At 71.1% G+C, this 24,100-nt stretch carries 25 protein-coding genes; 11 read left to right on the top strand and 14 right to left on the bottom strand.

The genetic code is table 11. The annotated features are described in order from the left end of the window. The first annotated feature begins 59 nt into the window (after positions 1 to 59). Together AC0VYL_RS12335 and AC0VYL_RS12330 are read left to right on the top strand one after the other, a co-directional pair. The gene (locus AC0VYL_RS12335) at positions 60 to 1,055 is read left to right on the top strand and encodes an NADP-dependent oxidoreductase (RefSeq protein WP_475483206.1); all 996 of its coding nucleotides are present in this window, start codon (positions 60 to 62) and stop codon (positions 1,053 to 1,055) included. A gap of 66 nt (positions 1,056 to 1,121) precedes the next feature. After that, entirely contained in the window at positions 1,122 to 1,982 is an 861-nt protein-coding gene (locus AC0VYL_RS12330; RefSeq protein ID WP_475483205.1) for an alpha/beta fold hydrolase, read from the top strand. A 48-nt stretch (positions 1,983 to 2,030) separates the two neighbouring features. Here the strand turns inward: AC0VYL_RS12330 and AC0VYL_RS12325 are convergent, their stop codons facing one another. Continuing rightward, positions 2,031 to 2,744, bottom strand: a complete 714-nt coding sequence (locus AC0VYL_RS12325) for an SDR family oxidoreductase (RefSeq protein ID WP_475483204.1) — start codon at positions 2,742 to 2,744, stop codon at positions 2,031 to 2,033. A gap of 298 nt (positions 2,745 to 3,042) precedes the next feature. Here AC0VYL_RS12325 and AC0VYL_RS12320 point away from each other — a divergent pair, with 298 nt between their 5' ends. Both AC0VYL_RS12320 and AC0VYL_RS12315 read left to right on the top strand, forming a co-directional pair. After that, positions 3,043 to 3,663 (top strand): TetR/AcrR family transcriptional regulator, encoded by a 621-nt coding sequence (locus AC0VYL_RS12320; protein ID WP_475483203.1) that lies wholly within the window; start codon positions 3,043 to 3,045, stop codon positions 3,661 to 3,663. 52 nt (positions 3,664 to 3,715) lie between these two features. After that, positions 3,716 to 4,123, top strand: coding sequence for a hypothetical protein (locus AC0VYL_RS12315; RefSeq protein WP_475483202.1), 408 nt, complete (start codon positions 3,716 to 3,718; stop codon positions 4,121 to 4,123). 118 nt (positions 4,124 to 4,241) lie between these two features. On the opposite strand, the gene AC0VYL_RS12310 is transcribed toward AC0VYL_RS12315, so the two are convergent. From AC0VYL_RS12310 to AC0VYL_RS12295, 4 genes are all read right to left on the bottom strand, one after another. Next, a complete protein-coding gene (locus tag AC0VYL_RS12310) occupies positions 4,242 to 5,408 on the bottom strand; it encodes a calcium:cation antiporter (protein ID WP_475483201.1) in 1,167 nt (388 codons plus the stop codon). A gap of 209 nt (positions 5,409 to 5,617) precedes the next feature. After that, complete coding sequence (locus AC0VYL_RS12305; RefSeq protein ID WP_475462875.1) at positions 5,618 to 5,746, bottom strand: hypothetical protein; 129 nt, start codon at positions 5,744 to 5,746, stop codon at positions 5,618 to 5,620. 62 nt (positions 5,747 to 5,808) lie between these two features. Next, positions 5,809 to 6,675 (bottom strand): LptM family lipoprotein, encoded by an 867-nt coding sequence (locus AC0VYL_RS12300; RefSeq protein ID WP_475483200.1) that lies wholly within the window; start codon positions 6,673 to 6,675, stop codon positions 5,809 to 5,811. Positions 6,676 to 6,732: 57 nt separating this feature from the next. Beyond that, positions 6,733 to 7,134, bottom strand: coding sequence for a peptidase inhibitor family I36 protein (locus AC0VYL_RS12295; RefSeq protein ID WP_475462873.1), 402 nt, complete (start codon positions 7,132 to 7,134; stop codon positions 6,733 to 6,735). Positions 7,135 to 7,394: 260 nt separating this feature from the next. Between AC0VYL_RS12295 and AC0VYL_RS12290 the strand changes: the two genes are divergently transcribed. Both AC0VYL_RS12290 and AC0VYL_RS12285 read left to right on the top strand, forming a co-directional pair. Next, positions 7,395 to 7,607 (top strand): MmyB family transcriptional regulator, encoded by a 213-nt coding sequence (locus AC0VYL_RS12290; RefSeq protein WP_475483199.1) that lies wholly within the window; start codon positions 7,395 to 7,397, stop codon positions 7,605 to 7,607. A gap of 138 nt (positions 7,608 to 7,745) precedes the next feature. Continuing rightward, on the top strand, positions 7,746 to 8,621 hold the full coding sequence (locus tag AC0VYL_RS12285) for an aldo/keto reductase (RefSeq protein WP_475483198.1): 876 nt from the start codon (positions 7,746 to 7,748) through the stop codon (positions 8,619 to 8,621). A 6-nt stretch (positions 8,622 to 8,627) separates the two neighbouring features. Here AC0VYL_RS12285 and AC0VYL_RS12280 read toward each other — a convergent pair whose 3' ends face one another. Then, positions 8,628 to 9,038, bottom strand: a complete 411-nt coding sequence (locus AC0VYL_RS12280; protein ID WP_475483197.1) for a (R)-mandelonitrile lyase — start codon at positions 9,036 to 9,038, stop codon at positions 8,628 to 8,630. Between the two features lie 118 nt (positions 9,039 to 9,156). Continuing rightward, positions 9,157 to 10,038: a helix-turn-helix transcriptional regulator gene (locus AC0VYL_RS12275; RefSeq protein WP_475483196.1), complete on the bottom strand. Its 882-nt coding sequence runs from the start codon at positions 10,036 to 10,038 to the stop codon at positions 9,157 to 9,159. A gap of 472 nt (positions 10,039 to 10,510) precedes the next feature. Here AC0VYL_RS12275 and AC0VYL_RS12270 point away from each other — a divergent pair, with 472 nt between their 5' ends. Then, positions 10,511 to 11,431, top strand: a complete 921-nt coding sequence (locus tag AC0VYL_RS12270; protein ID WP_475483195.1) for a ketopantoate reductase family protein — start codon at positions 10,511 to 10,513, stop codon at positions 11,429 to 11,431. Positions 11,432 to 11,471: 40 nt separating this feature from the next. Here AC0VYL_RS12270 and AC0VYL_RS12265 read toward each other — a convergent pair whose 3' ends face one another. The 3 genes from AC0VYL_RS12265 to AC0VYL_RS12255 are packed head-to-tail and all read right to left on the bottom strand — an operon-like array spanning position 11,472 to position 14,595. Further along, on the bottom strand, positions 11,472 to 12,341 hold the full coding sequence (locus tag AC0VYL_RS12265) for a carbohydrate ABC transporter permease (RefSeq protein ID WP_475483194.1): 870 nt from the start codon (positions 12,339 to 12,341) through the stop codon (positions 11,472 to 11,474). Further along, positions 12,338 to 13,336: a carbohydrate ABC transporter permease gene (locus AC0VYL_RS12260; RefSeq protein WP_475462866.1), complete on the bottom strand. Its 999-nt coding sequence runs from the start codon at positions 13,334 to 13,336 to the stop codon at positions 12,338 to 12,340. Before AC0VYL_RS12260 ends, AC0VYL_RS12265 begins: the two co-directional genes overlap by 4 nt. After that, complete coding sequence (locus tag AC0VYL_RS12255; protein ID WP_475462865.1) at positions 13,333 to 14,595, bottom strand: ABC transporter substrate-binding protein; 1,263 nt, start codon at positions 14,593 to 14,595, stop codon at positions 13,333 to 13,335. Before AC0VYL_RS12255 ends, AC0VYL_RS12260 begins: the two co-directional genes overlap by 4 nt. A gap of 287 nt (positions 14,596 to 14,882) precedes the next feature. Here AC0VYL_RS12255 and AC0VYL_RS12250 point away from each other — a divergent pair, with 287 nt between their 5' ends. Next, positions 14,883 to 15,404 (top strand): hypothetical protein, encoded by a 522-nt coding sequence (locus AC0VYL_RS12250; RefSeq protein WP_475462864.1) that lies wholly within the window; start codon positions 14,883 to 14,885, stop codon positions 15,402 to 15,404. 4 nt (positions 15,405 to 15,408) lie between these two features. On the opposite strand, the gene AC0VYL_RS12245 is transcribed toward AC0VYL_RS12250, so the two are convergent. From AC0VYL_RS12245 to AC0VYL_RS12230, 4 genes are all read right to left on the bottom strand, one after another. Continuing rightward, positions 15,409 to 16,662, bottom strand: a complete 1,254-nt coding sequence (locus tag AC0VYL_RS12245; RefSeq protein ID WP_475483193.1) for an MFS transporter — start codon at positions 16,660 to 16,662, stop codon at positions 15,409 to 15,411. 62 nt (positions 16,663 to 16,724) lie between these two features. Continuing rightward, positions 16,725 to 17,408: a GntR family transcriptional regulator gene (locus AC0VYL_RS12240; RefSeq protein WP_475483192.1), complete on the bottom strand. Its 684-nt coding sequence runs from the start codon at positions 17,406 to 17,408 to the stop codon at positions 16,725 to 16,727. 169 nt (positions 17,409 to 17,577) lie between these two features. Beyond that, complete coding sequence (locus AC0VYL_RS12235) at positions 17,578 to 19,386, bottom strand: ABC transporter ATP-binding protein (protein ID WP_475483191.1); 1,809 nt, start codon at positions 19,384 to 19,386, stop codon at positions 17,578 to 17,580. Continuing rightward, positions 19,383 to 21,131, bottom strand: a complete 1,749-nt coding sequence (locus AC0VYL_RS12230; protein WP_475483190.1) for an ABC transporter ATP-binding protein — start codon at positions 21,129 to 21,131, stop codon at positions 19,383 to 19,385. The genes AC0VYL_RS12235 and AC0VYL_RS12230 overlap by 4 nt, the downstream gene beginning before the upstream one ends. Positions 21,132 to 21,361: 230 nt before the next feature. Here AC0VYL_RS12230 and AC0VYL_RS12225 point away from each other — a divergent pair, with 230 nt between their 5' ends. From AC0VYL_RS12225 to AC0VYL_RS12215, 3 genes are all read left to right on the top strand, one after another. Beyond that, entirely contained in the window at positions 21,362 to 22,129 is a 768-nt protein-coding gene (locus AC0VYL_RS12225) for a siderophore-interacting protein (protein WP_475483502.1), read from the top strand. Between the two features lie 130 nt (positions 22,130 to 22,259). Further along, on the top strand, positions 22,260 to 23,261 hold the full coding sequence (locus AC0VYL_RS12220) for an ABC transporter substrate-binding protein (protein WP_475483189.1): 1,002 nt from the start codon (positions 22,260 to 22,262) through the stop codon (positions 23,259 to 23,261). A gap of 78 nt (positions 23,262 to 23,339) precedes the next feature. Next, complete coding sequence (locus AC0VYL_RS12215; protein ID WP_475483188.1) at positions 23,340 to 24,086, top strand: class I SAM-dependent methyltransferase; 747 nt, start codon at positions 23,340 to 23,342, stop codon at positions 24,084 to 24,086. Positions 24,087 to 24,100: the final 14 nt, after the last annotated feature.

Here is a 24,100-nt window from a genome sequence, read left to right as displayed (position 1 = left end):
ACCTCTCGCAGGGTGCGCGGAGATTCGCGCCACCACGTCACGGAGAAGGGGCGACACCGATGAAGGCTTTCGTCATCACCAGGTACAAGGACAAGCTGCGGGAGGCCGAGGTCCCCGAACCGGTGGTGGGGGATCACGACGTGCTCGTGCGGGTGGAGGCCGCCGGGGTGAACCAGCTGGATGAGAAGATCCGCGCCGGTGAGTTCAAGCAGATCCTGCCCTACGGGTTCCCGTTGATCCTGGGCAACGACGTCGCCGGGACGGTCGTCGGCGTCGGAGCCGACGTCCGGGGCTTCACAACCGGCGACCGGGTGTACGCCCGGCCCGGCAAGGACCGGATCGGCACCTTCGCCGAACGCATCGCCGTCGCCGAGACCGACCTGGCCCCCGCACCCTCGTCGCTGTCCTTCGTGGAGGCGGGGTCACTACCTCTGGTCGCGCTCACCGCCTGGCAGGCACTCGTCGAACGCGGCGACGTGGGGCCGGGGCAGAGGGTCCTCATCCACGCGGGCGCCGGCGGTGTCGGGTCGATCGCCGTCCAGCTCGCCAAACACCTCGGCGCGCACGTGGCGACGACCGCCAGCGCCGCCAACGCCGACTTCGTCCGGGAGCTGGGCGCGGACACCGTCATCGACTACCGCAGCCAGGACTTCGAGCAGGTGCTGAACGGCTACGACCTTGTCCTGGACAGCCTGGGCGGCAGGAACCTGGAGAGGTCGCTGCGTGTGCTCCGTCCCGGGGGGAGGGCGATCGGGATCTCCGGACCACCCGACCCTGACTTCGCCCGCGAGATCGGTCTGAACCCACTGCTGCGCCTGGCGATCACCGGTCTGAGCGCGAGGATCCGCCGCCAGGCGAGGAAACTCGGTGTGACGTACGAGTTCCTGTTCATGCGCGCCGACGGTGACCAGCTGCGCCGGATCAGCGCCCTCGTCGACGCCGGAGAGCTGCGCCCCGTCGTGGGGAGGGTGTTCCCCTTCGAAAGGACCCCCCAGGCCCTCCAGGAGCTGGCCGAGGGAGGAGTCCGGGGCAAGGCGGTGATCAGCCGCACCTGACCCTCCCTTCCACAACGTCGTCCACCTCGTCGAGAACCGCGTGCCCGTACACCATCAGGGGTCATCATGAGCAGCACCAGCAACGAGCCGGTCAACACCTCGTACGCGAAGGCACCGACCCGCACGGTCACCGCGAGCGGGGTGACCTACGCCTACCGGGAGCTCGGGCCGAGAGGGGGCGTCCCCGTCGTGTTCTTCGTGCACCTGGCCGCGACCCTGGACAACTGGGACCCGCGCGTCGTCGATCCCATCGCCGGGGAACGACACGTCATCGCCTTCGACAACCGTGGCGTCGGGGCCTCGACCGGTGAGGGCCCCGACACCGTGGAGGCGATGGCCGCCGACGCGGCCACCTTCGTCGAGGCCCTCGGGTTCGAGGAGATCGACGTCTTCTCCTTCTCCCTCGGCGGCATGATCGCCCAGGCCCTGGTGGTCGAGCGCCCCGGACTGGTCCGCAGGCTGATCCTCACCGGTACCGGTCCCGCCGGGGGAAAGGGCATCGACAAGGTCGCCGGGACCACCTACTACGACATGGCACGGGCCGCCCTGACCCGGTCGGACCCGAAGGAGTACCTGTTCTTCAACCGGAACGCCACCGGCAGGAAGGCGGGGAAGGCGTTCGTGGAGCGGCTCGGGGAACGCACCTCGGATCGCGACGCGCCCATCAGGGTCAGGGCCTTCCAGAAGCAGTTGAAGGCGATCAAGCGGTGGGGACGCTCGGCACCCGCCGACCTCTCGGTGATCACCCAGCCCACCCTGATCGCCAACGGGGACAACGACCGCATGGTGCCCTCTGTGCTCTCCGAGGACCTGCACCACCGCATCCCCGGCTCCGAACTGGTCATCTACCCGGATTCGGGCCACGGGGGCATCTTCCAGTACCACCGGGAGTTCTCCCCCGTCGCCGTGGAGTTCCTCACCCGTTGACGCCGGGCGCCGCGGCCGTGTGGCACACGGCCGCGGCACCCGGTCGGCTCAGTCGCTCGTGGCGCCGAGCTGCGGGTAGACCACCTCGACCGGAGCGCTGAGACCGGCCTTGGCCTGGACCGAGCTCTCGTCGGCGAGGACTTCGTACTGCCCGGCCTCGGTGGCGTCGAACACGGTGCGCACCAGGTCGGCGGGGTCGGTCTTCGGATCGGTGGTGTGAGCGGCCATCGGGGTGTCGACGTAGCCCACGTGTACTCCGAGGACGTGTACCCCCTGAGGTGCGAGCTCCAGGCGCAGGGAGTTGGTCGCCGACCACAGGGCGGCCTTGGTGGCACTGTAGATTCCGGCCACGGCGTACCAGCTCAGCGCCGAGTGGAGGTCGATGAGGGCCGACGCCTCCTTCGCTGACAGGACGGGGGCGAAGGCACGGGCGAGGAAGAGCGGGCCCAGGAAGTTGGTCTCGACGTTGGCGCGGATCTCCTCGTCGGTGTGGGTGAGGATGCCCGGGCTGGACACCGAGGTCCCGGCGTTGTTGACCAGTACGGTCACGTCTCCGGCGGCTTCGACGGCCTCCTGGATGGAGGTCGGGTCGGTGACGTCGAGGCGCAGGGGGACGATGCGCTCGTCATCCCAGGTTCGGGGCCTGCGTGCGGTGGCGTAGACCTTGGTGGCGCCGCGCGCCAGTGCCTCGTGGACGAACTGCGTACCGATTCCGCCGTTGGCTCCGGTGACCAGGACGACGGATCCATCGATTCCGGGCATGTTCTGTCTCCTCGACTGTTCGCTGTGTGGGATCCGGGTGGGCTGGCGGGGTCCGTCAGCGTGGCCGGGGTGGGGTGGGTGTCGGTGCGGAGGTTCCACCCGTCCGGGGGTGAAGGGCGGTCGGAGCGAGGAACTGCTCATGGGCCGTCTGCTCCGTGGATCGGTCGATCGTGCACGCCGCCTGGAAGGAGCGCTCCACGCCCGCGTGGAAGAATGAACCCGGACATATCCGAGCCCACACATTACTGACTATGCTCATAACTGAGCACGGTCGGATTCCATTCCCGAGGAGGGCACGATGCCATCCGCCTCCCGGCCGCAGGGGCGACGCGAGCGCAACAAGCAGGAGAAGCTCGAACGCATCACCGCCGCGGCGAGTGAACTCTTCACCGAGCACGGGGCCGACGAGGTCACGACCCAGCAGATCGCGGACCGTGCCGACATCGGCGCCGGCACGCTGTTCCTCTATGCCAGGAGCAAGGGCGAACTCCTCCTGCTGGTGCAGAACTCCCACTACTCCGAGTCGCTGGAGCGGGGGATCAGGGACGCCGAGGGCGTCGCCGACGTACTGGATGCCGTGATGGCCATCGTGCGCGCGGTCGTGGAGTGCAACCGTGCGCAGGTCGAGAACGGGCGCACCTACCTGCGCGAGATGGTGTTCGGTGACCCCGAGGAACCCCGCCATCGGGACGCACTCGCGATCACGGCCCGGACCGAGGCGGCCATCGCCGCCGTGCTCGTCCGCCGCGCTGGGATCGGTGAACACGAGGCCGCGACACTCGCGCACATCGTGTCGGCCGTCATGTTCCTCAGCATGGCGGCGTCGGTGAATGTCACGGCGAGCGTGGAGGAGATCGTCCGGGACATCCGCAGCCAGATCGCCGTCATGCTCCCCCGCCGGGCCGGTGACCGCGCCTGAGCGCCCTCCCCGAAGCGGCCAGTCACAGGAAGCCGACCTTGAAGGAGAGGACATGCCGTCTCTACAGGTGGACGCACCCGTCGAGCTCGCAGGGACCACCAAACGCGAGTTGGCGCGCAGGCTGGGTGCCGCCTACAGCCGGATCATGGACACCGTTCCCGACATCGTCACCGTGGTGGTCAACGGTCACGGGTCCGAGAGTGTGTGGCGTTGCACCAGCGAAGAACCCGTCGTGGCCGGACTCGTCATGGCCGATGTCCGCTCGGGTCGTGACCGTGCCGTACGTGAGCGGGTCGCCCGCGCGATGATCGGGATCTGCGCGGATCTGACAGGAGTCGGGCCGGAGCGCTGGAAGGTCGAATTCACACAGCACACCGGTGACGAGATGTTCCATGGCCACCTCGGTGGCTTCAACACCGACTGGAGCCCCGGAGAGAGCCGCGGTCCGGACCCGTCGTGAGGCCACGCGGACCAGGAGGGGCGGCCCGGCAAGGCGGAGGTGCCGTGATTCCGGGCGCGTGGCCCCGGAGCGGAGCGGGTGCGTGGCCTCGCGACGGTCGCCGCGAGGCCACACCGGGTCAGGCGAACACGGTCATGCCGTAGAGCACGAAGACCATGAGGTGTGCGGCTCCGTGCAGGGCCGTCACCCGTTTGCCGGAGAAGGTCGTCATGGTCAGCAGCAGGGTGACCCCGAGTAGCAGCAGGTTGGTCGGGTCCTCCGCGAGGATGACGGTCTGTCCGGTGAGCAGCCCGATGATGAGCACCGCGGGGATCGTGAGTCCGACAGTGGAGACGAGCGCCCCGTGGCAGAGGTTGCTCACCCGCTGGATCTCGCCGCCAAGGGCGGCGCGGATCGCGGTCAGGGTCTCGGGCAGGAACACGATCATCGCGATGAGGATGCCCGACAGCGCGATCGGAGCGCCCGCGCGGTCGAGACCGTCGTCGAGGAGGCTGGCCATGTCGTGGGACAGCAGCACGATCGGGATGACGGTCAGCACGAGCACGAGCGCGCGGGCGACCACCTCGGACCGGTGTTCGGAGATGACGGCGAGGACCGAGGAACGCTCCTGCTCCACGTCCTGGGATCCCGCTTCCGTGGCCAGCGGGGTGCCCGCCACGGAGACGACCTCCTTGAAGTCGTCGCGCTGGGCCCCCATCTGCCGCGTGAGGAAGGCGACGTAGAGGATCACCGTGAGGATGATGATCGGGATCTCCTGCCCGGCCGTGTAGGCACCGCCCTCACCGATGAGGCCGGGCAGCGCGAACGCGACGGTGCCGAGGACCACGAGCAGCGACAGGTAGGTGGACACGCCGGTGCTGTTGGCGCGGATGTCCCTGTGGCGCAGCCCGCCGATGAGCAGGGACGCGCCGATCACGAGGTTGAGGATGATCATCGTCACGGCCATGACGGAGTCACGGGCGATCGTGGCGTGTTCGCCGGGACCGAGCATGACCGCGGAGATGAGGATGACCTCGATCAGCACGATCGAGAGTGTGAGGATGAGCGTGCCGTAGGGGTCACCGAGGCGGTGTGCCAGGTGTTCGGCCTCGACGACGACGCCGAAGGCACACACGATGATGACGGCGACGATGGCGCCCAGGACCGCGACCAGGGCCGGGGTCGGCAGGTGCGCGGCCAGGAACGGCTGGGCGACGAGGGCCACGATGAACGCGCCCCAGCCCAGGACCAGTCGGATGATCACCGCAGGGGTCAGGACGCTGCGGAGCATGTGCTGAGTTCGCACGGGTGGGTACCCGTTTCTGCTGGGCCGTCCCTGCTCGTGTGCTCGTCCGACGGGCCGTCCCGTCGGGATCCTTCGTCCCGTATTTTACCGTTCCGGATGAGCGGTTCGCCTGGATGCGCCCCTGAGCGACGGGACTCACCCGGCGTGGGAACGCTCGACGGCGGCACGGAGCAGCGCGACGGCGGGGTGCGGGCGTTCGGGATGGGTGTCTAGGTGCGGGGCGACCAGGAGGCGACCGGCGGGGCGACACCGTGTTCCCGGCCCTCCCGGGCGTCGGGGAGGGTCGCCGCCGCCGTCGCGCACGTCGGGGACCCGGAGCGATCGGTTGGTTCAGTCATGCCGTCGACTATTCCACGTTCCGTGCCCGTGGTGTCGCTCTGCGCGACGGTCGGCGGGCCCGCTAGCCTCCGAGGCGTTCGAGCACCGTGCGCGCCGTCTCCAGTCTGACCTCTTTCACCTGGGCGAAGAGCGCGAAGTCCTCGGGGTGTTCCTGGATCAGCTCCTCCTGCTCCGCCGCCTCGGCGTCGCGCCAGACCCGGACCACCGAGGCGTGCTCCTTGCAGGCCACGTCCGCCGTCGCCACCTCGGCCTCCTCGGTTGACGGGCCTTCCTCCCCGCCCGTCCAACGCGCGTCGTCCGACGCCTCGGACGGTGTGGGGTAGTCGAAGCCCCGGTCCGTCATGCACGCGCTCCAGGCGGAGAAGGCGTCGGCCACCGCGGGCGCGTTCCGGGAGGCCTCGAAGCCGGCGTGGATGTAGGAGTTCAGCAGGCCGTGGTCCATGTCCGGGACACCCGCCATGGCGTCCCCGCCCGCCTCCTCGAGGCACCCCGCTCCACTCTCGCTCCCGTAGGCCGCCCGGTGCTCGGTGGCCAGGAGGGTGAGCCGGTCCTCCCGCGTCTCCTCCACGAGGACCTCGTCCGCCGACCCGGGCGGCGCGCCGTAACCGTACCGCTCGGCCACCTCCGCCTCGATCACGCCGTAGCGCCGTCGGTGCGCGGGGTCCGTTCCCTCCTCCTCCGGGGCGGGAAGCACCCGCCAGTCCATACCGCGTCCCCGCATGCAGTCGCGCACGAGCAGGTCCTCGGCGTAGTCGAGCGTTCTCATCTCGAAGGGGGAGAGCGTGTACGCGTCGAAGGGCAGGGTCAGCGACCGCACATTCTCCCCCGCGGGAAGATAGCGGTCTCCGTCGGCCTCGTCCTGGACGCCGCAGGCGGCGAGACCAACGGCGAAGCACAGCGCTCCGGCCACCGTGAGAATTCGTTTCATCGGTTCTCCAGCGGAAGGGTGCCGGGAAGGCCGCGCACGGCTTTCCCGGCACACCGGTCACCAGACCCGGATCGAGCTGATCTTGTTGTCGAATCCGTTGTTGGTCAGGTCCTTGTCGGACGAGTTCCTCTGCGCGTAGTAGGAGGGCCCCTTGTACTCCGCGTGCTCGTGGAAGGAGGCGTCGCTGGACTTCTGGTTCTTCATCGAACTGGCGTTGTCGTTGACGATACGGCAGCCCGATCCGCTCCAACAGTTGCCGGAGAGGTTGCGGTCACTCCCGGAGGTCCGCCAGGACCCGCCCTTGTAGTCGTCGTGTTCGTAGAGGTAGATGTAGGTGGCCTGCGCCTCGACCAGGGGGACGCTCGCGGCCGAGGCCGTCGCGGCCGTGCCGAGCACACCGGCGACGGCGACGGCGGCCACCGTCGCGGCGGCGGCGAACAATCGCTTCTTGGCAGACATGGATTCCCTCATTCGATTGGGGACACCGGTTACCACCACGACCGGAATGGATCGGTCGCGCGTCACCGCGTCCACCCACGACGTTAGGCGAGGAGGTCGGGCAGGAAAAGGAAATTTCCTGGCCACATCAGGCCGCCCCTGCTCGAACATTCCATGAATTAAAGCCCATAGTGGGGCAATTACCGATATACATTGATACGCCCCACTGCAATACCGAATTCGTTGGTTGCTCATATCCGACAGGGAGCTCAGGGACGGGTGTGGCCTCCGTTCACCCGATCCGGCGTCACGCGCTCCACCACCCCGCCGTCGGGGACCTGGAGCTCACCCACGAGGCGCTGGACCTGCCCGCGAACCCGGACTGGTTCGTGTTCGCCTTCGCCGCCGAGCCCGGCGGCCCGTCCGAGGAACGCCTGGGGCTGCCCGGGAGCCTCGCGGCCTCCCCCGCGCAGAACCGGGCGAGCGGACACTGACCCGGCGACACACCGACCCCCGACCGCTCGGGCGGATCCCCGCGTTCCTTCGACATCATGAACGGGCACCGGCCATCACGGAGAGTGTCGAGGCGTGCACCGAACTTCCCTGATCCGACGACCCAAGGAAGCACGAACATGAACCTGACCCTGAACAACGGCGTGGAGATGCCCGCGCTGGGCTTCGGTGTCTTCCAGAACCCGCCCGAGGCCACCGCCGAGTCCGTCGCCGAGGCCCTCCGCGTCGGGTACCGGCTCATCGACACCGCCGCCGCGTACTTCAACGAGCGCGAGGTCGGTGAGGGCATCCGTCGTTCGGGGCTGGACCGGTCCGAGGTGTTCATCGAGACGAAGGTCTGGATCAGTGACTACGGCTACGACCAGACCCTGCACGCCTTCGAGAAGAGCGCGGGCAAGCTCGGTGTGGAGCAGATCGACCTCCTCCTGCTCCACCAGCCCGTTCCGACGCGTTTCGACCTGACCGTCGAGGCGTACAAGGCGCTGGAGACCCTGCTGGACGACGGACGCGTCCGGGCGGTCGGCGTCAGCAACTTCATGCCCGGGCCCCTGGCCGACCTGCTGGAGCGGACCGACGTCGTTCCTGCGGTGAACCAGATCGAGGTGCACCCCTACTTCACCCAGACCGACGCCCAGGCGGCCGACGCCGATCAGGACGTCCTGACCCAGGCCTGGTCACCGATGGGCGGCATCACCAGCTACCGGGGTCACGGTGAGCGGTCCACCTTCGACGACCCGGTGATCCGGGAGATCGCGGCGGCCCACGAACGGACGCCCGCCCAGGTCATGCTCCGCTGGCACCTGCAGGAGGGCCGCTCCGCGATCCCGAAGTCGGTCCGACCCGAACGGATCGCCGCGAACTTCGACGTCTTCGACTTCGAGCTCACCATCGACCAGCTCACCGCGATCGACGCGCTCGACACCGGTGTCCGGGGAGGTCCCGACCCCGAGTCGGTCACCCCCGAGGCCTTCGGCCGTGACATCCCCGAGGCCTGAGGGCGGTCAGCGGCCGGAGGCCAGGGCCTCGGCGTACTGCCCGTCCGTGACCGGCTCCAGCCAGGTGGTGCCGTCCCCGCCGCCGTCCCCGACGACCAGGGCGAGGTGGGACATGAACGCAGCGTCGGTGGCGCCGTGCCAGTGCTCCTCACCGGGCGGGCACCGGACGGTCTGCCCCGCGGCGGCCCGCACGACGGTGCCGTCGCGGGTGCCCACGAGCGCGACCCCGTCGGTGACGTGCAGAACCTGGCCCAGGGCGTGGGAGTGCCAGTTCGTGCGCGCGCCGGGCGTGAAGCGCACCAGCGCGGCGGCCAGGCGGGCGGGTTCGGCGGGCGCCTCGATCATGGTGAGGTAGACGTCGCCGGTGAAGCGTTCGGCGGGACCCCTGAGGGTCGCGGTGTCGGTGACGAGTTCCATGGCGGTCCTCCCGTGCGGTGGTGTCGTGCCCATGATGGCTCCGGCGCCTCCCGGGACCCTTCGCGAGGCGCCGGGGTTGTCCGCGTCCTGGCCCCGGTTTTACCCCCGGCGCCGGTCCTCACGGTGAGTCGCTGACAGCCCGCTCCGCGTCGTACTCACCGGCTCCCCAGGAGGCGAGCAGGCTCATCCGCTCAGAGGAGGGCGATCCGGGCTCGGCGGTGTAGACGGTGAGTGTCAGCCCCGGCTCGGCGGCCAGTTCCAAACCCTCGTAGGCCAGGGTCATCTCACCGACGACGGGGTGGTCGAAGGTCTTGAACCCGGTGCCGTGGTGACGGACGTCGTGCGCGCCCCAGAGGTGGCGGAACTCGTCGCTGCGGGTGCAGAGTTCACCGATCAGGTCGTGCAGCTCCTTGTTGTGCGGGTCCCGACCCGCCTCCGTGCGCAGGATCGCGACCGTGACCTCCGCGAACAGGTCCCAGTCGGGGAAGAAGGTCCGGGAGCGGTCGTCGAGGAAGGTGAACCGGGCGACGTTGGGCGGCTGTCCCGGCATGGCGTACACGTCCTTGTAGAACGCCCGCGCCAGCGCGTTGACCGCCAGCAGGTCCATGCGCCCGTTGCGGACGAACGCGGGCCCGGCGGTGATCGCGTCGAGCGTCCACTGAAGGCTGTCGTGCGGGGTCCAGGTCCTCGCGCTCCGCCGTTTGGGCGGTCGGGCCACCGGGCTCGACGCGTGCGCGAGGTCGAACAGGTGCGCCCGCTCGGCGTCGTCCAGCCGCAGGGCCCTGGCGAGGCTGTTGAGCACCTCCGGGGACGCGCCGCTGATCGCGCCGCGTTCCATCCGGGTGTAGTACTCCACGCTCACACCGGCCAGGGTCGCGACCTCGCTGCGGCGCAGGCCCTGCACCCGACGCTTCACACCGGTTGGCAGGCCGACCTCCTCGGGCGTGATCCGGGCGCGCCGCGACATGAGGAACGCACGCACTTCGGCTCGCTTGTCCATGCCACCCAGGGTAGATCGGAGCTCGGCCGCCAGGGAGGCCCTGGCAGTACCCCCACCAGCCAGGACCTCCGGGAAGAGGTGAGCCCGGCGCCGCGCACCGGGCTCGGAACGGGAACAAGGGAAACAACTGTTGCTTTCATTCCATGCGTGGTTCCCGTCTGCCTCCCCTGTGGCTCCTCCCCCTCGTGCTGGCCGCCTTCACGGTCCAGACCGACGACTTCCTCTCATCGGTGTGCTCCCGGCGATCCCCTCGGCGGCGTCCGACGTGGATCGGAGCCCTGTGGAACTGGAAGGCCGCCTCCGTGTTCCGCGGGCTCCTGGACCTGGCCGCGCTGGCCCTGGCCGTCCGTACCCCGCCCTCGTCATCCGGGCGCCGGACCGGGTTGTCCACAGGCGCCAGGGGCGCCCCTTGCGGTGCCGTGTCCCACCGTCATACGTTTTGCCTGATCCATCGGGCTGAACCAGGAGAGACATGAAGATCCTTGTCGTGGGTGCGGGAGCGGTCGGCGGCTACTTCGGCGGGCGGCTCGTCCAGGCAGGTCGCGACGTCGACATCCTGGTCCGGCCCGCGCGCGCCGAGCTCCTGCGGGAGCACGGCCTCAACATCCACTCCCTGGACGGCCGCACCGAGAACATCCCCGTCCGGCCGGTGACCCGGGACGAGCTCACCGACGACTACGACCTGGTCCTGCTCTCGGTCAAGTCCTACGGCCTCGAGGGAGCCGTCGAGGACCTCGCCCCGGCGGTGGGCCCCGGGACGGTGGTGGTCCCCTTCCTCAACGGCATGCGGCACCTGGACGTCCTGGTGGAGCGGTTCGGCCGGGACCGGGTGTACGGCGGGGTGTGCATGGTGATGACCCGCCTGGACGAGGACGGCGGCATCGTGGAGGTGGGCCGGATGGGAGAGCTGGTCTACGGCCCGCTCTCCGACTCCCCCGTGGTGGACCTGGACCGGGTCCACGGCGCCCTGGAGGAGGCCGGGTTCACCGCCCGCCCCACCAAGGACATCCGGCAGGAGATGTGGGACAAGTGGGTCTTCCTGGCCAGTCTGGGCGCCGTCACCTGCCTCATGCGCGCCCCCATCGGCAGGGTCAACCGCGCCCCGGGCGGTTCCGAGTTCAGCGCGGGGATGTTCGCCGAGGCGATCGCCGTGGCCACCGCCGCCGGGTACCCGCCCAGCGACCGGATCCGGGGGTTCGCCGACCGGGTCATCTCCGACACCGAGCGCGACACGTCCACGTCCATGTACTGGGACCTGACCCACGACAACCCGGTGGAGGGCGACCACATCGTCGGGGACCTGGTCGCCAGAGGCCGCGAGCTCGGGGTGCCCACCCCGCTGTTCTCCCTGGCCCACACACACCTGAGCGTGTACTCGGCGGCCCGGGGCTGACGGGTGCGGCCGTCGGGGCGCACCCCGGCGGCCGCGGAGATCAGCCCTTGAGGGCACCCGCCATGAGGCCCCGCATGAAGTACCGCCCCAGCACCAGGTAGATGAGGAGCGTCGGCAGCGAGGCCAGCACCGCCGCCGCCATCTGCTGGTTGTAGGGCACCACCATGGACCCGGCCACGTTGTTCAGCTGCACCGTCACCGGCCAGCTGTTGGGCCCGGTCAGGAACACCGCGAAGAGGAAGTCGTTCCACGCGGAGGTGAACTGCCAGATCAGCGTGACCGCGAACGCCGGTGCCGACACCGGCAGCACCACGTGGGCGTACGTGCGCAGCAGACCGGCGCCGTCCACCCGCGCCGCCTCGATGAGGGACCCCGGGATGCTCGCGTAGTAGTTGCGGAAGATGAGCGTGCAGATCGGGATGCCGTACACCGTGTGCGCCAGGATGAGCGGGAACAGCCCGCCCATGAGGTCGGCGCCCACCAGCATCTGTTGGAGGGGGATCATCACCGCCTGGTAGGGGATGAACATCCCGAACAGGAACAGCGTGAACACCGTGTCCGCGCCGGGGAAGCGCCAGCGCGCCAGCACGTAGCCGTTCATGGAGCCGAGCACGGCGGAGATGACCGCGCTCGGCACGGCCATGCGCACGCTGTTCCACAGCCCGGGGGCCAGCGCCGACCAGGCCGTGGACCACCCCTCCAGGCTCCACTCGCGCGGCAGGAGCCACGCCCGTGCCGCGGTGGCCTCCGAGAAGGGCTTGAACCCGGTCACCGCCAGCACGTACATGGGCAGCAGGAACAGCGCCGCCAGGACCAGCAGGACGGTGAACCGGACCGCCCGTCCGCGCGGACTGCTTCCGGCGCCCACGCCCGTGGGGGCGCTCACGCGCCCGGGTGCGCTCTGGGTCATCGGCCCTCGCTCCGTTCCTTGCGCACGGTCCAGACCAGGTAGGGGATCACGAACACCGCCACGGCGAGCAGCAGGTAGGACGCGATGGTGGCCCCCTTGGCCGGGTCCCGGACCTCGAAGACCATCGCCCACATGTACACGGCGGGGACGTCCGCGACGATCTGCTGCCCCGCCACCGCGATGATCAGGTCGAACACCTTCAGGGACATGTGGCCCAGGATGATGACGGCGCTCAGGGTGACCGGGCGCAGCTGCGGCATGACCACCCGCCAGTACACGCCCCACTCCGAGCAACCGTCCACCCGGGCCGCCTCGCGCAGTTCCTCGGGAACCCCGCGGAACCCGGCCAGGAACAGTGCCATGACGTACCCGGCCAGCTGCCACACGGCGGGCAGCGCCATCGCCGCCATGCCGAGGTCGGGCGCGGTCCACCAGTCGTTGACCAGGAAGTCCAGATTGAAGTGGACGAACAGGGCGTTGAGTCCGGTGGCGCGCTCGGCCGGCGCCGGGTTCATCAGCCAACGCCACACGACACCGGTGGCGATGAAGGACACGGCCATCGGGGCGAGGAAGAGGGTCCGGAACACCGCCTCGCCCCGGATGCCCTTGTCCAGCAGCAGGCCCAGGAGCCAGCCGAGGAACAGCGCTCCGCCGACGAACACCACGGTGAACACCACCGCGTTGGTCACGGCGGCGGGCCAGCGGGCCTCCTGCCACAGCTGGACGAAGTTGGTCAGCCCCACGAAGGAGCCGTCCTGGATCGGGGCGTGTTTGTCGCTCAGCGCCAGCTGGGTGTTCCAGCCGATCATGCCGTAGACGAACACGCCGATGAGCAGGATCGACGGGGAGACCAGCAGCAGGCCCGGGAGCCACGTGCGGGACCTGGTCAGTGCCCGGCGGAGCCGGGTCGGGCGCGCGCGGGGTCCCGTGGCGGGACGCTTCGGATGGCCGGGGCCGCCGTGCGCGGCGGCCCCGGGCTCGGTGGACGTGCTCATTCGGACTGGGCGGCCTCGTGCAGGGCCGCGTTGAGCGCTTCCAGGTCCTCGTTCTGGAGGTAGAGGCCGACCGCGGTGTCGATGTCGTTCTTCCACCGGTTGCCCACGGTCACGCCGTGCCAGAACGAGCCCGCCAGCTGCGGTCCGGCCTGCCACTCGGCCAGGGCGGACTCCAGGTAGGGGCTGTCCGCGTACTTGGCCGGGTCCGCGTCGGAGCGGGCCGGGATGGAGCCCTTGAGGGGGTTGAACAGGTCCTGGCCCTCCTGGCTGGCGACCAGTTCGAGCCAGGCGCGGGCGTTCTCCTCGTTGGGGGCGCCCGCCGGGAGGGTGAAGCTGTCCGACAGCCACATGTACGTGCCGTCCGTGCCGGGTGAGGGCGCCCAGTCGTAGTCCTCCTGGGGGAGCGCTCCCAGTTCGTCGAAGTACCCGGCGGCCCAGTCACCCATGATGTTGAAGGCGGCCTCGCCCTCGGACACCCGGCGGGAGGCCTCCTGCCAGTCCTCGGCGGCGGATTCCTCCTGTGTGTGGGACATGATGGTCTCGAAGGTCTCCAGCGCCTCGGCCACCTCCGGGGTGTCCCAGTCGGCGCCCGGCTCCCACAGGGAGTTGTAGGCGTCGGTGCCGAGTGAGCCCAGCAGCACCGACTCCAGCAGGTGGTCGACGGTCCACTGGGCGCCCACCGCCATGGGGATGGCGTCGGTCTCGGCGGCCACGGCCTCCAAGGCCTCGACCAGCTCGTCCAGGGTCTCCGGTGGCCCGTCCACCCCGGCCTCCTCCAGCAGCGAGGGGTTGAACCACATCACGTTGGACCGGTGGATGTTCACCGGGACCGAGTAGACGCTGTCCTCGTAGGAGATCTGCTCGACCAGCTGGTCGGGGTAGGCCTCGCGCAGTCCCTGCTCGTCGAAGAAGTCGTCCAGGGGAGCCAGGTAGCCCGCCTCCACGTAGTCCTGGAGGGAGGCCCCCGCGTGCCCCTGGAAGGAGTCGGGTGGATCCTGGCTCTGGAGACGCCCCTCCAGCACGGCCTGGGCGTTGGTGCCCGATCCCCCTGCCACGGCGGCGTTGACGAACTCGATCCCCTCGTTCTGCTCCTCGAAGCGTTCGATGAGGGCGTTCAGCCCGGCCTCCTCGCCGCCGCCGGTCCACCAGGAGAACACCTCCACCTGGTCTGCGGCACCGCCTCCGCCGCCCCCGCACGCCGTGGCCATGAGCGTCAGCCCCAGTCCCGCGGCCGCGATCGACCACCGCCGTGAACGCATACGCATACCTCTCCGGGCGGCCGACCCGTCGCGCGGTGACGTACCGCCCCATGTGTCACATGTCACCGAAAACCGACGTCGCCATCCTTCGCAACCCCGGAGACCTAGGTCAAGGGCGGGGCGTGTCACGAATCGGAGACGCACCCACGCCGACGGGACACGCCGAAGCGGCACGGCGCGCGGTATTTCCCGGAGGCCTGACGTGACCTGTGGTGATCCCGTGCACCCGCTCCCGGACCCGCCGCACACGCCGCACGGCACGCGACAGAGGTTGGCACAATCGCGGCATGTCAGTCCTCGACCGCGCCACCCTGCGACACCTGGCGCTCCTCCCCCCGGCCTGTCTGCTCCTGTCCGCCTGCGCGCCCGACGGCGGGGCGGTGGGCGCCGTCGCCACCGGACACTTCTCCGCGCGCCACCAGTTCCCCGTGGTCCTGGTGACCTGGTGCGGTGAGAGCCCGCCCGCGCGGATCGACCTGGCCTCGGAGGAGCACGGGTGGCGGCTGAACGCCACCCGTGAGTTCGAGGGCGACCGGATCGAGGTGGACCTGGCCGCCCCCGGGGAGGACTGGACCATCACCGACATGGACGGCGCCCCGGCCTACCGGGTGGTGCCCGCCTCCCCGGAGACCGAGTACACCCTGGGGGTGACCTCCGCCGCCGGGTTGGCGGACGACGCAGAGCACGACATCGCCACGCTGGGCTTCGACACCGAGCTCCTCGCCGCCGACGACGGCGTGTACCTGGGTACGCACACCAGCGGCGAGGGGGCCCTGGTGGGCACCGACGAGTTCCCGCCGGAGTGCTGAGGGGTCAGCGTGCGGGCAGGTGGCGGCGCCAGGACAGGGTGACGGCCAGGACGCACAGCAGCGCGAGTCCGGTTCCGACCGCGAACATGGTCGGGTAGCCGAACCAACCGGTCAGCGCCGCGAGGGTCGCGGGGACGAAGAACCCCAGGTAGGCCAGCGAGTAGTAGACGGCGGTCAGCCCGGCCAGGCGGTCGGGTCCCGCGATGCGCTGGACCTCCTGGAGACCGGACACCAGCAACAGGCCGTAGGCGGCGCCCAGCACCGCGGCCGCCACCAGTGCGGCCGGGATCGTGAGGACGGCCGAGGCCCACACCGCCAGGGCCATGCCGACGGCGGCGGTGGCCAGCGCCGCCACGACGGCGCGTGCGGAGTGCGGGCTGTCCACGCGCTTGGCCACCTGCTGGCTGAGGACACCGCTGGCCAGCGCCACCATGCACAGCAGCCCGGAGAAACCGACCTCGTAGCCGGGGACCTCGGGTGCGAGCAGGTTGGGCAGGATCGCGTAGGCGCTGGCGGACGTCCCGAAGATCCACGGCGCCATGGGCACGACCACGAGCAGGAACCGGCGGTGCAGCGCGGCCGGTACCCGCAGGTCGTCCAGGAGCCTGCCGGGAACCGTCCCCCGCGCGTGGGTCTCGGGGACCCGCAGCAGGGCCACCGCCAGCAGCACGGTGATCACGATGTTGACCGCGTAGGGCAGGACGGCGGACATCGGCGCGAACTGGGCGATGGTGGCCGCGACCACCGCGCCCAGGAGGAAGCCGAGGGTGAGCGCGAGCGAGGCGCGCGCCGCCCCGGACCCCGCTGTGGCACGGAGGTCGTGGGGTGGCTGGGACAGCTCCTTGACCCAGCTGGTGCCCACCGCCATCACGAGGCCGAGCGCCATTCCGGAGAACACGCGCCCGGCGAACAGCAGGGCGACCGAGTCCGCCCCCAGGGCCAGCAGACCGCTGCCGATCACGCACAGCACCGGCGCGGGGAACATGAGGGGGCGGCGCCCGTGGCGGTCGGAGAGCGGACCGCCCACGAGCAGCGCGGGCACGATGCCCAGCACGTAGGCGCCGAGCAGGATGTTGACGACCTGCACGCTCATGCCGCTGTCCAGGCGGTACATGACCAGCAGCGGGGTGAACTCGTTGCCGCCCCACGCGACGGCGAAGAGGGTGCCGCAGACGGCGAGCCAACCGGGCAGGGCCCGGCGGCGCCCGCTCCTGGACGGTGCGTCCCCGCGTGGTCTGTGGGCCTCGATGGTGGCCATGGGTCGGGCTTCCTTCTCAGGTTCGGGGTCAGGGAAGGGGGGCGCGGGGGGCGGGTGGGGTGTCAGACGGTGAAGCCGTGGATGTCGTTGAGGTGCTCGGCGATGGCCCGGGCGAAGCCCTCGGCGTCACCCTCCTCGATGAGCCGGGCCAGCCCGGAGTGCTGGTCGAGCACGAGCTGGGCCCGGGTGGTGTCGTCGCTGACCGACTGGGTGGTCATGCGGCGGTGGCGGTCCTGGAGGAGCTGGTGGAAGCCCTGGAGGATGGAGTTGCCGCCCGCGGCGACCACCTCCCGGTGGAACTCGACGTCGGCCAGGGTGAAGGCGGCGAGGTCGTCCTCCTCCCAGGCGCGCCGCTGGTCCTCGGTCACCTCACGCAGGCGGCGCACCAGCCGCTCGGAGCCGCCGCGGGAGGCGCACACGGTGCGCACCGCCGCGGACTCGATGATCTGGCGGGCCTGGAGGACCTCACGGAACTCGTGCGGCGGGACCGGACGCACCATCGCGCCGCGTTTGGGGTACAGGCGCATCCACCCCTCCGCCTGGAGTTGGAGGAAGGCCTCGCGTACCGGGGTGCGGCTCATGCCGAGCTCGGTGGCGATCCGGCCCTCGCTGAGCATGCTGCCGTCCTCGAACTCACCGTCCAGGATCCGGTTCCGCACGACGGTGTAGGCACGTCCCGCCGCCGACTCCGGCTCCGTGGCGGCCGCGACCACCGGTTCCCGCCCGCCGACGCCACTCGCGCTCACTCGACCTCCCACGTTGGATACGACATAGATACTAGTTGCACACATGGGACGAATCGGCCGATATCCCCTGTTCGGCGCATCACACGGAGCACCGCACGGGACACCGTCCGGCAACAGGAGGGGGCGCCCACGCGCGTGGACGCCCCCTCCCTCCCGACCCGGGAGCGGGTCAGCCCTGCCAGCTGTGCCAGAGCCTCGCGTAGCGGCCGCCGTCCGCGACGAGCCGGTCGTGGGTGCCCTCCTCCACGATCCGGCCCTGGTCCATGACGACGACGCGGTCGGCCGTCTGCGCCTGGGTGAGGCGGTGCGCGACCACCAGGGTGGTGCGGCCCTTCGTGGCGGCGACCGCCGCGTTCTCCAGACGGCGCGCGCCCGAGCTCCCCGCCTCGGCGGTGGCCTCGTCGAGCACCGCCAGGTCCGGGTCGGCCAGGACCAGGCGGGCCAGGGCCAGGTGCTGGGCCTGCTCGGCGGTGAGCGCGTGCCCGCCCTCACCGACGACCGTCTCCAGACCCTCGGGCAGGGCGCGCACCCAGTCGAGGGCGCCCACGGTCTCCAGAGCGCTCTCCACCTCGCTGGGGTCGGCCTCGGCGCGCGCCAGGCGCAGGTCGTCCAGGAGGGTCCCCGCGAACACGTGGGTCTCCTGGCTGACCAGGAAGACGTGCTCGCGGACGCGCTGTTCACCGAGCTCGTCCAGCGGGACCCCACCCAGGAGCACCGTTCCGGAGGTGGGGGCGCGCAGGCCGCTGACCACGGCGGCCAGGGTGGTCTTGCCCGCCCCGCTGGCGCCCACGAGCGCGACCCGCTCACCGGCGGCGACCCTGAGGGTGACGCCGTCCAGCGCTTTGGGCGCCCGCGGCGCGTAGGCGTGGCTGACGGCCTCCACCTGCAGGGAGGAGCCGGCGGGGCCCTCCTCGGCGCGCGGGTCCTCGGCCACGGGCAGGTCGATGACCCCGGCCAGCCGGGCCAGGCTCGCCCCGGCCTGCTGGACGTCGTTGAAGTTCATCACCAGGAACCCGATGGGGCCGAAGAGCCGGTGGAAGAACAGGGCGGCGGCGGTGACCATGCCGACGGTGGCGAGTTCGCCACGCACCAGGAAGAAGCCCACGACCAGGACGGCGCCCAGCCCGACGAACTCCGAACCGTTCATCCGCGCACCGAGCCGCGTGAAGAGGTAGAACACGTCGATGGTGAGCCGCATCGCGGTGCGGGAGCGGTCCGCGATGACCTCTTCGTGCTCCTCCTCCAGGCGGTAGGCACGGACGGTGCCCCGGCCGCGCAGGGCGCCCATGAGCGCGTGCGAGCGCTCCCCCATGGCGATCCGTTCGCGCGCGTAGTAGGGGCCCGAGCGGGGCATGTACCACCGCACCGCCCACACGTAGAAGGGCAGGGCCGCGAGTCCGGCCAGGCCCAGGCGCCAGTCCAGGGCGGCCATCCCGGCGGTGGTGAGCACGACCATGGCCAGGGCGGTGACGACCTCCGGGCCGTTGCGCGCGATGGCGTTGGTGACCACGGCGACGTCGTCACCGACCCGGGAGAGCAGGTCACCGATGCGGACCCGCTCCAGCCGGGCGGCGGGCATGTGCAGGACGCGTTCCATCACGCGTTCGCGCAGCCGGGCGAGGACGGTCTCCCCGACCCGGCTGACCTGCCAGGCGCCGAGCCCCGCCAGGACTCCCCCGACCACGGCGGCCCCGGCGATGAGCCCGGCCGATCGCAGGATCGCGTCCAGGCCCGCCCCCGCGGAGATGTCGTCGACCATCGAACCGAGCACCCAGGGGGCGACCAGCCCGGCGGTGCTGCCCCCGAGGACGGTGAGCAGGGCCAGGGCGGTCGCCCAGGGGATGGACCTGAGGCCGTCACCGAGGACGGCCCAGGTGCGCCCGGCGTCGGCGGTGGGCAGGAGTTCGGGGCCGGGCGCCGCCGGGGCCTGGGGTTCGGCCTCCGGGGGCTCGGTCCTGGTGATCGGTTCCGTGCTCAACGCAGCACCGCCTCGCGGTAGTGGGGGTCGTCCTCGGCCAGTCGTGCGTGGGTGCCCTCGGCGTGCACCCGGCCCTCCCGCAGGACCACCACGCGGTCGGCGCGGGCCAGCAGCGCGGGGCTGCTGGCGATGACCAGGGTGGCGCCGCCGGGGGCCCTGCGGGCGCGCAGGTCGGCGGTGCCCTGGGCGATGGCGGCCTCCGTGACGGCGTCGACCGCCGTGGTGGGGTCGTGCAGGACCAGTACGGGCGGGTCCGCGACGAGGGCGCGGGCCAGGGCGACGCGTTGGCGCTGGCCACCGGAGAGGTTGGCGGCGCGGTCGGTGACGGGCCGGTCGAGGCCGTCGGGGTGGCCGGTCACCAGGTCCTCTGCGGCGGCCGCCGTCAGCGCGGCGGACAGGGCGGGTTCGTCGGCGCGGCCGACGGCGAGGTTGGAGCGGAGCGTGCCCTCGAACAGGACGCTGCCGTGCTCCTCGACCAGGACGGTGCGGCGCAGTGAGGTGAGGTCGAGTTCGGGGACCGGCACGCCTCCCACGAGGGCGGTGCCCCCGGCCCCGTCGGCCCGTCCGGCCAGGAGGTCCACGAGGGCCTCGGCGTCGCGGGGGTCCGTGGTGAGCACGGCGACCAGTTCGCCCTGGGCCAGGGTCAGGTCGACCCCGTCGAGCGTGCGGTGGGTGACGTCCCGGAGCTCCACCGCGTGGGGGACCTCGGGGAGCGTGTGCGGCAGGATCCGGTCGCCGGGGCTGACGGCGTCGGGCGCGTTCAGGAGGCGGACCATGCGCTGGGCGGAGGCACGGGCGACGGCGAACATCTGGCCGACCAGGCCGAGGGCCTGGACGGGTTCGGCGAGGAACTGGGCGAGGCCGACCACGATGACGAGTTCACCGATGGTGAGGTGCCCCTGGAGCGCCATCCATCCGGCGGTTCCCGCGACACAGGCGAGGAAGACCGCCCCGGTGGCGGTGACCAGGCCCTTGTAGAGGCCGTTGGTGGCGGCGGCGCCCACGGAGGCGGTCAGGGCGGTGTCGCTGACCCCGTGGTAGCGCAGGGAGGCGTTGTGCCGGGCGCCGATGCCCATGAGCACGCGCAGGCCGCCGACGAGGTCGGTGGCCATCGCGGTGGCGCGGGCGGCGGTGGCCTGTTTGGCCTCGGTGCGGCGGGTGATGCGGGCTGCGGGGATCCGCAGCAGGAGGAGCATCAGCGGGACGCCGAGGAGCACGCCGAGGCCGAGGGGGAGGTTGATGGTGAGCAGGACCACGGTGGTGACGGCGATCGCGGTGACCTGGGCGATGCCCACGGACCACGCGCGTACGTAGGAGGCGGCCTGTTCGGCGTCGGAGGTGGCCACGGCCAGGACCTCTCCGGAGCGCAGGCCGCTGCGCTCGCCCCGGGGGTGCAGCACGCGGCGGGCGGACTCCAGGCGCAGCAGGTGGGCCTCGCGTTCGACGGAGCTCAGGGTGAGGCGGGCGCCGGAGCGGTAGGCGAGGGCCAGGCAGGTGAAGAGCAGGGCCAGGCCGCCCACGCACCACAGCAGCGCGGTGAGGTCGCCGGTGGAGACGGCGAGGTCGATGGTGAGGCCGATCGCGACCGGGACGAGGACCTCGCAGACCTGGTGGAGGGAGAGCAGGAGGACGCCGAGGGTCACCCGGCCCCGGTGGCGGCGCAGGGTGCGTGAGCGCAGTTCCTTCGCGGTGGTGGGGACCGGTTCGGCGGCGGCCGGGGTGGCGTTGGCGGGGGCCGCGGTCACGGGGCGACTCCGTTCGGGCTGGGGACGTGGAGGTGAGGGGACCGAGGGTCGTCTCGACTGGCCCAGCGTAGTCACCGCTCGCACGACCTCCGACCAAGGGATGACCCCTTTGTCGCTGATGCGGGCATTGCCGAGTGGCCATGATATTGGTTAGCCTAACCTCACCACCCGCCCACTCTCCTCCGCGAAGGGTCACCCGCTTGCGTATCCAGCCCCCGCGTCACCGCCAGATGATCCGCGCCCGGGTCGTACGCGCCGAGCGGACCACCGACCACTTCATCACCGTCACCGTCAGCGGTCCGGAGCTGGCGAGGTTCGAGTTCCTCGGCCGCGACCAGTGCGTGCGGGTCTTCCTCCGCCGCCCCGGGCAGGAGCGACTGGTCCTGCCGGACGCCGACGACGACGGCTGGTACCCGCAGTACCGCGACATGGGTGACGACACCCGCCCCTACGTCCGCAACTACACCATCCGCCGGTTCGACCCCGAGGCCCTGGAGCTCGACATCGAGTTCGTGGCGCACGGGGACGGCGGCCCCGCCTCGACCTGGGCGATCTCCGCCAGCGAGGGCGACGAGGTGGGCCTGTTCCCCGAGGGCATCTACTACCTGCCCCCGGCCGAGGCCGACTGGCACCTGCTCGTCGGCGACGAGAGCGCCGTGCCCGCCCTGCTGTCGATCGTCGAACAGGCCCCGCGCGACCTGCGCGCCAAGGTCTACCTGGAGGTTCCCTCCCCCCGGGACGTCCGGCCGCTGAACGCCCCGCCCGGGGTGGAGGTGCACTGGCTGCCGCGCGAGGACGCCCACGCCACCCCCGGGCGTCTGGCCCTGGAGACGGTGAGCGCGGCGGACCTGCCCGAGGGCCGCCCCTACTGCTGGGTCGCCGGAGAGAACGCGCTGCCCACCGGGCTGCGGCGCGCCCTGGTACGCGACCGCGCGGTGTCCAAGGACGACATCACGTTCGTGGGCTACTGGCGCGCGGGCGTGGCCGGGGTCGACTGAGGACGCCCGGGCCGCCGGAGCACGTGTTTCACACCACTCCCACCCCACTGATCACACCATCCCCAAGCCGCGCTAACCTGGATAAATCCGGCTTAGGCAAGGCTAAGCTCATCTTCGCCAGCGAGGTCCCATGAACCCCGGTCCGTCCGCCCGTCTCGGCCTGGTCGCCGCCGGTGCCGCGTCCGCCGTCCTGCTCTCCGCGTGCGGTGGCCCCGGCACCTCCTCCGAGCCCTCGGGCGAGGCCGCCGAGGGCTACCCCGTCACCGTCGAGACGCTCTTCGGTGACGTGGAGATCGAGGACCGTCCCCAGAACGTGGCCGCGCTCGGCTGGTCCGACGCCGAGACCGCCCTCGCCCTGGGCGTGCAGCCGGTGGGCGTGGCCGACTGGCAGGACTACGGCGGCACCGGTGTGGGCCCCTGGGCCGCGGACCTGTTCGACTCCGAGCCCACCCAGCTGGGCACCATGGAGCCCAACATCGAGGCGATCGCCTCCCTGGAGCCCGACGTCATCCTGGACACGCGCTCGGACAACTCCCAGGAGCGCCACGACCTCCTCTCCCCGGTCGCGCCCGTCGTGGGTCCGCCGCCGGGGGTCGAGGTCACCTACGGCACCACCTGGCAGCAGCAGACCCGCCAGGTCGCCCAGGTGGTGGGCGAGGAGGAGCGCGGCGAGGAGCTGGTCACCGAGCTGGAGACCCGCTTCGAGGAGCTGCGCGGGGACAACCCCGAGTTCGCCGACCTCACCATCGCGGTGGGCGCCTACTTCGACGGCCAGTACGGGGCCTACGTTCCCGGTGACACCCGGGTGGACGTCCTCACCGAGCTGGGCTTCGAGTACGAGCCGGACCTGGTCGAGAGGGCGGACGGCGCCTTCTACACGGACCTGAGCTCCGAGCTCGTGGAGGAGCTGGACGCCGACCTCACCATCGTCTTCCCGATCGGTGACGCCGACACCGCCGCGTTCCTGAACGAGGACCCGGTCCTCCAGGGCATCCCCTCGGCCGAGGCCGGACGGCTGATCGTCCTGGACGACCCGGAACTGGCCAACGCCTTCTCCAGCGGCTCCACCCTGGGCATCCACCACGCGCTGGACGAGATCGTCCCGATCATCCAGGACACCCTCGAGGGCTAGCCCACGGGCCGGGGCCGCCGGGCTACGGTGGCCGTCTCTCCCTCGTCGGACACGGAGTCCGACGGAAAGGCGGCCACCATGGACCTCCCCCGCATCTTCACCATCCGCGAGAGCGGCCACCGCATCCACAACCCGCTGACGCCGCACAAGTTCGCCGTACTGGGCGAGGCGCTCCGTCTGCCTCCCGGAACACGGGTGCTCGACCTGGCCAGCGGCTCGGGCGAGATGCTGTGCACCTGGGCGCGCGACCTGGGGTTCACGGGCACGGGCGTGGACGTCAGCACCGTCTTCACCGAGCAGGCCCGGGCCCGCGCCGTCGAGCTCGGCGTCGAGGACCGGGTGGAGTTCGTCCACGGCGACGCCACCGGGTACGTCGCGGACACCCCCGTCGACCTCGCCGCCTGCGTCGGCGCCACCTGGATCGGGGACGGCGTCGCCGGAACGGCCGCGCTGCTCGGCCGGAGCCTCCGCCCCGGAGGCCTGATGCTCATCGGTGAGCCCTACTGGCGCCGGACCCCGCCGGACCAGGAGACCGCCGAGGGGTGCCACGCCACCGGCCCGTCCGACTTCCTGTCACTCCCCGAGCTGATCGAACAGTTCGGCGGCCTCGGGTACGACGTCGTCGAGATGGTGCTGGCCGACCAGGACAGCTGGGACCGGTACCGGGCGGCGCAGTGGCTCAGCCTCCGCCGCTGGCTCGACCGGAACCCGCAGGACGAGCTGGCGCCCGAGGTACGGGCCGAGCTCTCCGCCGAGCCCGCGCGCTACGCGCGCTACATGCGTGAGTACCTCGGCTGGGGCGTCTTCGCGCTGATGCGACGCTGACCCCCCTCCCTCAA

The organism is Nocardiopsis sp. iso_238, from assembly GCF_056173325.1.
This window is presented reverse-complemented; position numbering and strand designations above follow the sequence as displayed.

Excerpts from the sequence above, each read along its gene's own strand:
- AC0VYL_RS12215 (WP_475483188.1), top strand. The coding sequence starts at position 23,340 with ATGGACCTCCCCCGCATCTTCACCATCCGCGAGAGCGGCCACCGCATC.
- AC0VYL_RS12245 (WP_475483193.1), bottom strand. The coding sequence starts at position 16,662 with ATGGCCACCATCGAGGCCCACAGACCACGCGGGGACGCACCGTCCAGG.
- AC0VYL_RS12300 (WP_475483200.1), bottom strand. The coding sequence starts at position 6,675 with ATGAAACGAATTCTCACGGTGGCCGGAGCGCTGTGCTTCGCCGTTGGT.
- AC0VYL_RS12325 (WP_475483204.1), bottom strand. The coding sequence starts at position 2,744 with ATGCCCGGAATCGATGGATCCGTCGTCCTGGTCACCGGAGCCAACGGC.
- AC0VYL_RS12275 (WP_475483196.1), bottom strand. The coding sequence starts at position 10,038 with ATGGACAAGCGAGCCGAAGTGCGTGCGTTCCTCATGTCGCGGCGCGCC.
- AC0VYL_RS12220 (WP_475483189.1), top strand. The coding sequence starts at position 22,260 with ATGAACCCCGGTCCGTCCGCCCGTCTCGGCCTGGTCGCCGCCGGTGCC.
- AC0VYL_RS12260 (WP_475462866.1), bottom strand. The coding sequence starts at position 13,336 with ATGAGCACGTCCACCGAGCCCGGGGCCGCCGCGCACGGCGGCCCCGGC.
- AC0VYL_RS12330 (WP_475483205.1), top strand. The coding sequence starts at position 1,122 with ATGAGCAGCACCAGCAACGAGCCGGTCAACACCTCGTACGCGAAGGCA.
- AC0VYL_RS12295 (WP_475462873.1), bottom strand. The coding sequence starts at position 7,134 with ATGTCTGCCAAGAAGCGATTGTTCGCCGCCGCCGCGACGGTGGCCGCC.
- AC0VYL_RS12270 (WP_475483195.1), top strand. The coding sequence starts at position 10,511 with ATGAAGATCCTTGTCGTGGGTGCGGGAGCGGTCGGCGGCTACTTCGGC.
- AC0VYL_RS12255 (WP_475462865.1), bottom strand. The coding sequence starts at position 14,595 with ATGCGTTCACGGCGGTGGTCGATCGCGGCCGCGGGACTGGGGCTGACG.
- AC0VYL_RS12250 (WP_475462864.1), top strand. The coding sequence starts at position 14,883 with ATGTCAGTCCTCGACCGCGCCACCCTGCGACACCTGGCGCTCCTCCCC.
- AC0VYL_RS12305 (WP_475462875.1), bottom strand. The coding sequence starts at position 5,746 with ATGACTGAACCAACCGATCGCTCCGGGTCCCCGACGTGCGCGACGGCG.
- AC0VYL_RS12320 (WP_475483203.1), top strand. The coding sequence starts at position 3,043 with ATGCCATCCGCCTCCCGGCCGCAGGGGCGACGCGAGCGCAACAAGCAG.
- AC0VYL_RS12225 (WP_475483502.1), top strand. The coding sequence starts at position 21,362 with ATGATCCGCGCCCGGGTCGTACGCGCCGAGCGGACCACCGACCACTTC.
- AC0VYL_RS12285 (WP_475483198.1), top strand. The coding sequence starts at position 7,746 with ATGAACCTGACCCTGAACAACGGCGTGGAGATGCCCGCGCTGGGCTTC.
- AC0VYL_RS12265 (WP_475483194.1), bottom strand. The coding sequence starts at position 12,341 with ATGACCCAGAGCGCACCCGGGCGCGTGAGCGCCCCCACGGGCGTGGGC.
- AC0VYL_RS12315 (WP_475483202.1), top strand. The coding sequence starts at position 3,716 with ATGCCGTCTCTACAGGTGGACGCACCCGTCGAGCTCGCAGGGACCACC.
- AC0VYL_RS12280 (WP_475483197.1), bottom strand. The coding sequence starts at position 9,038 with ATGGAACTCGTCACCGACACCGCGACCCTCAGGGGTCCCGCCGAACGC.
- AC0VYL_RS12335 (WP_475483206.1), top strand. The coding sequence starts at position 60 with ATGAAGGCTTTCGTCATCACCAGGTACAAGGACAAGCTGCGGGAGGCC.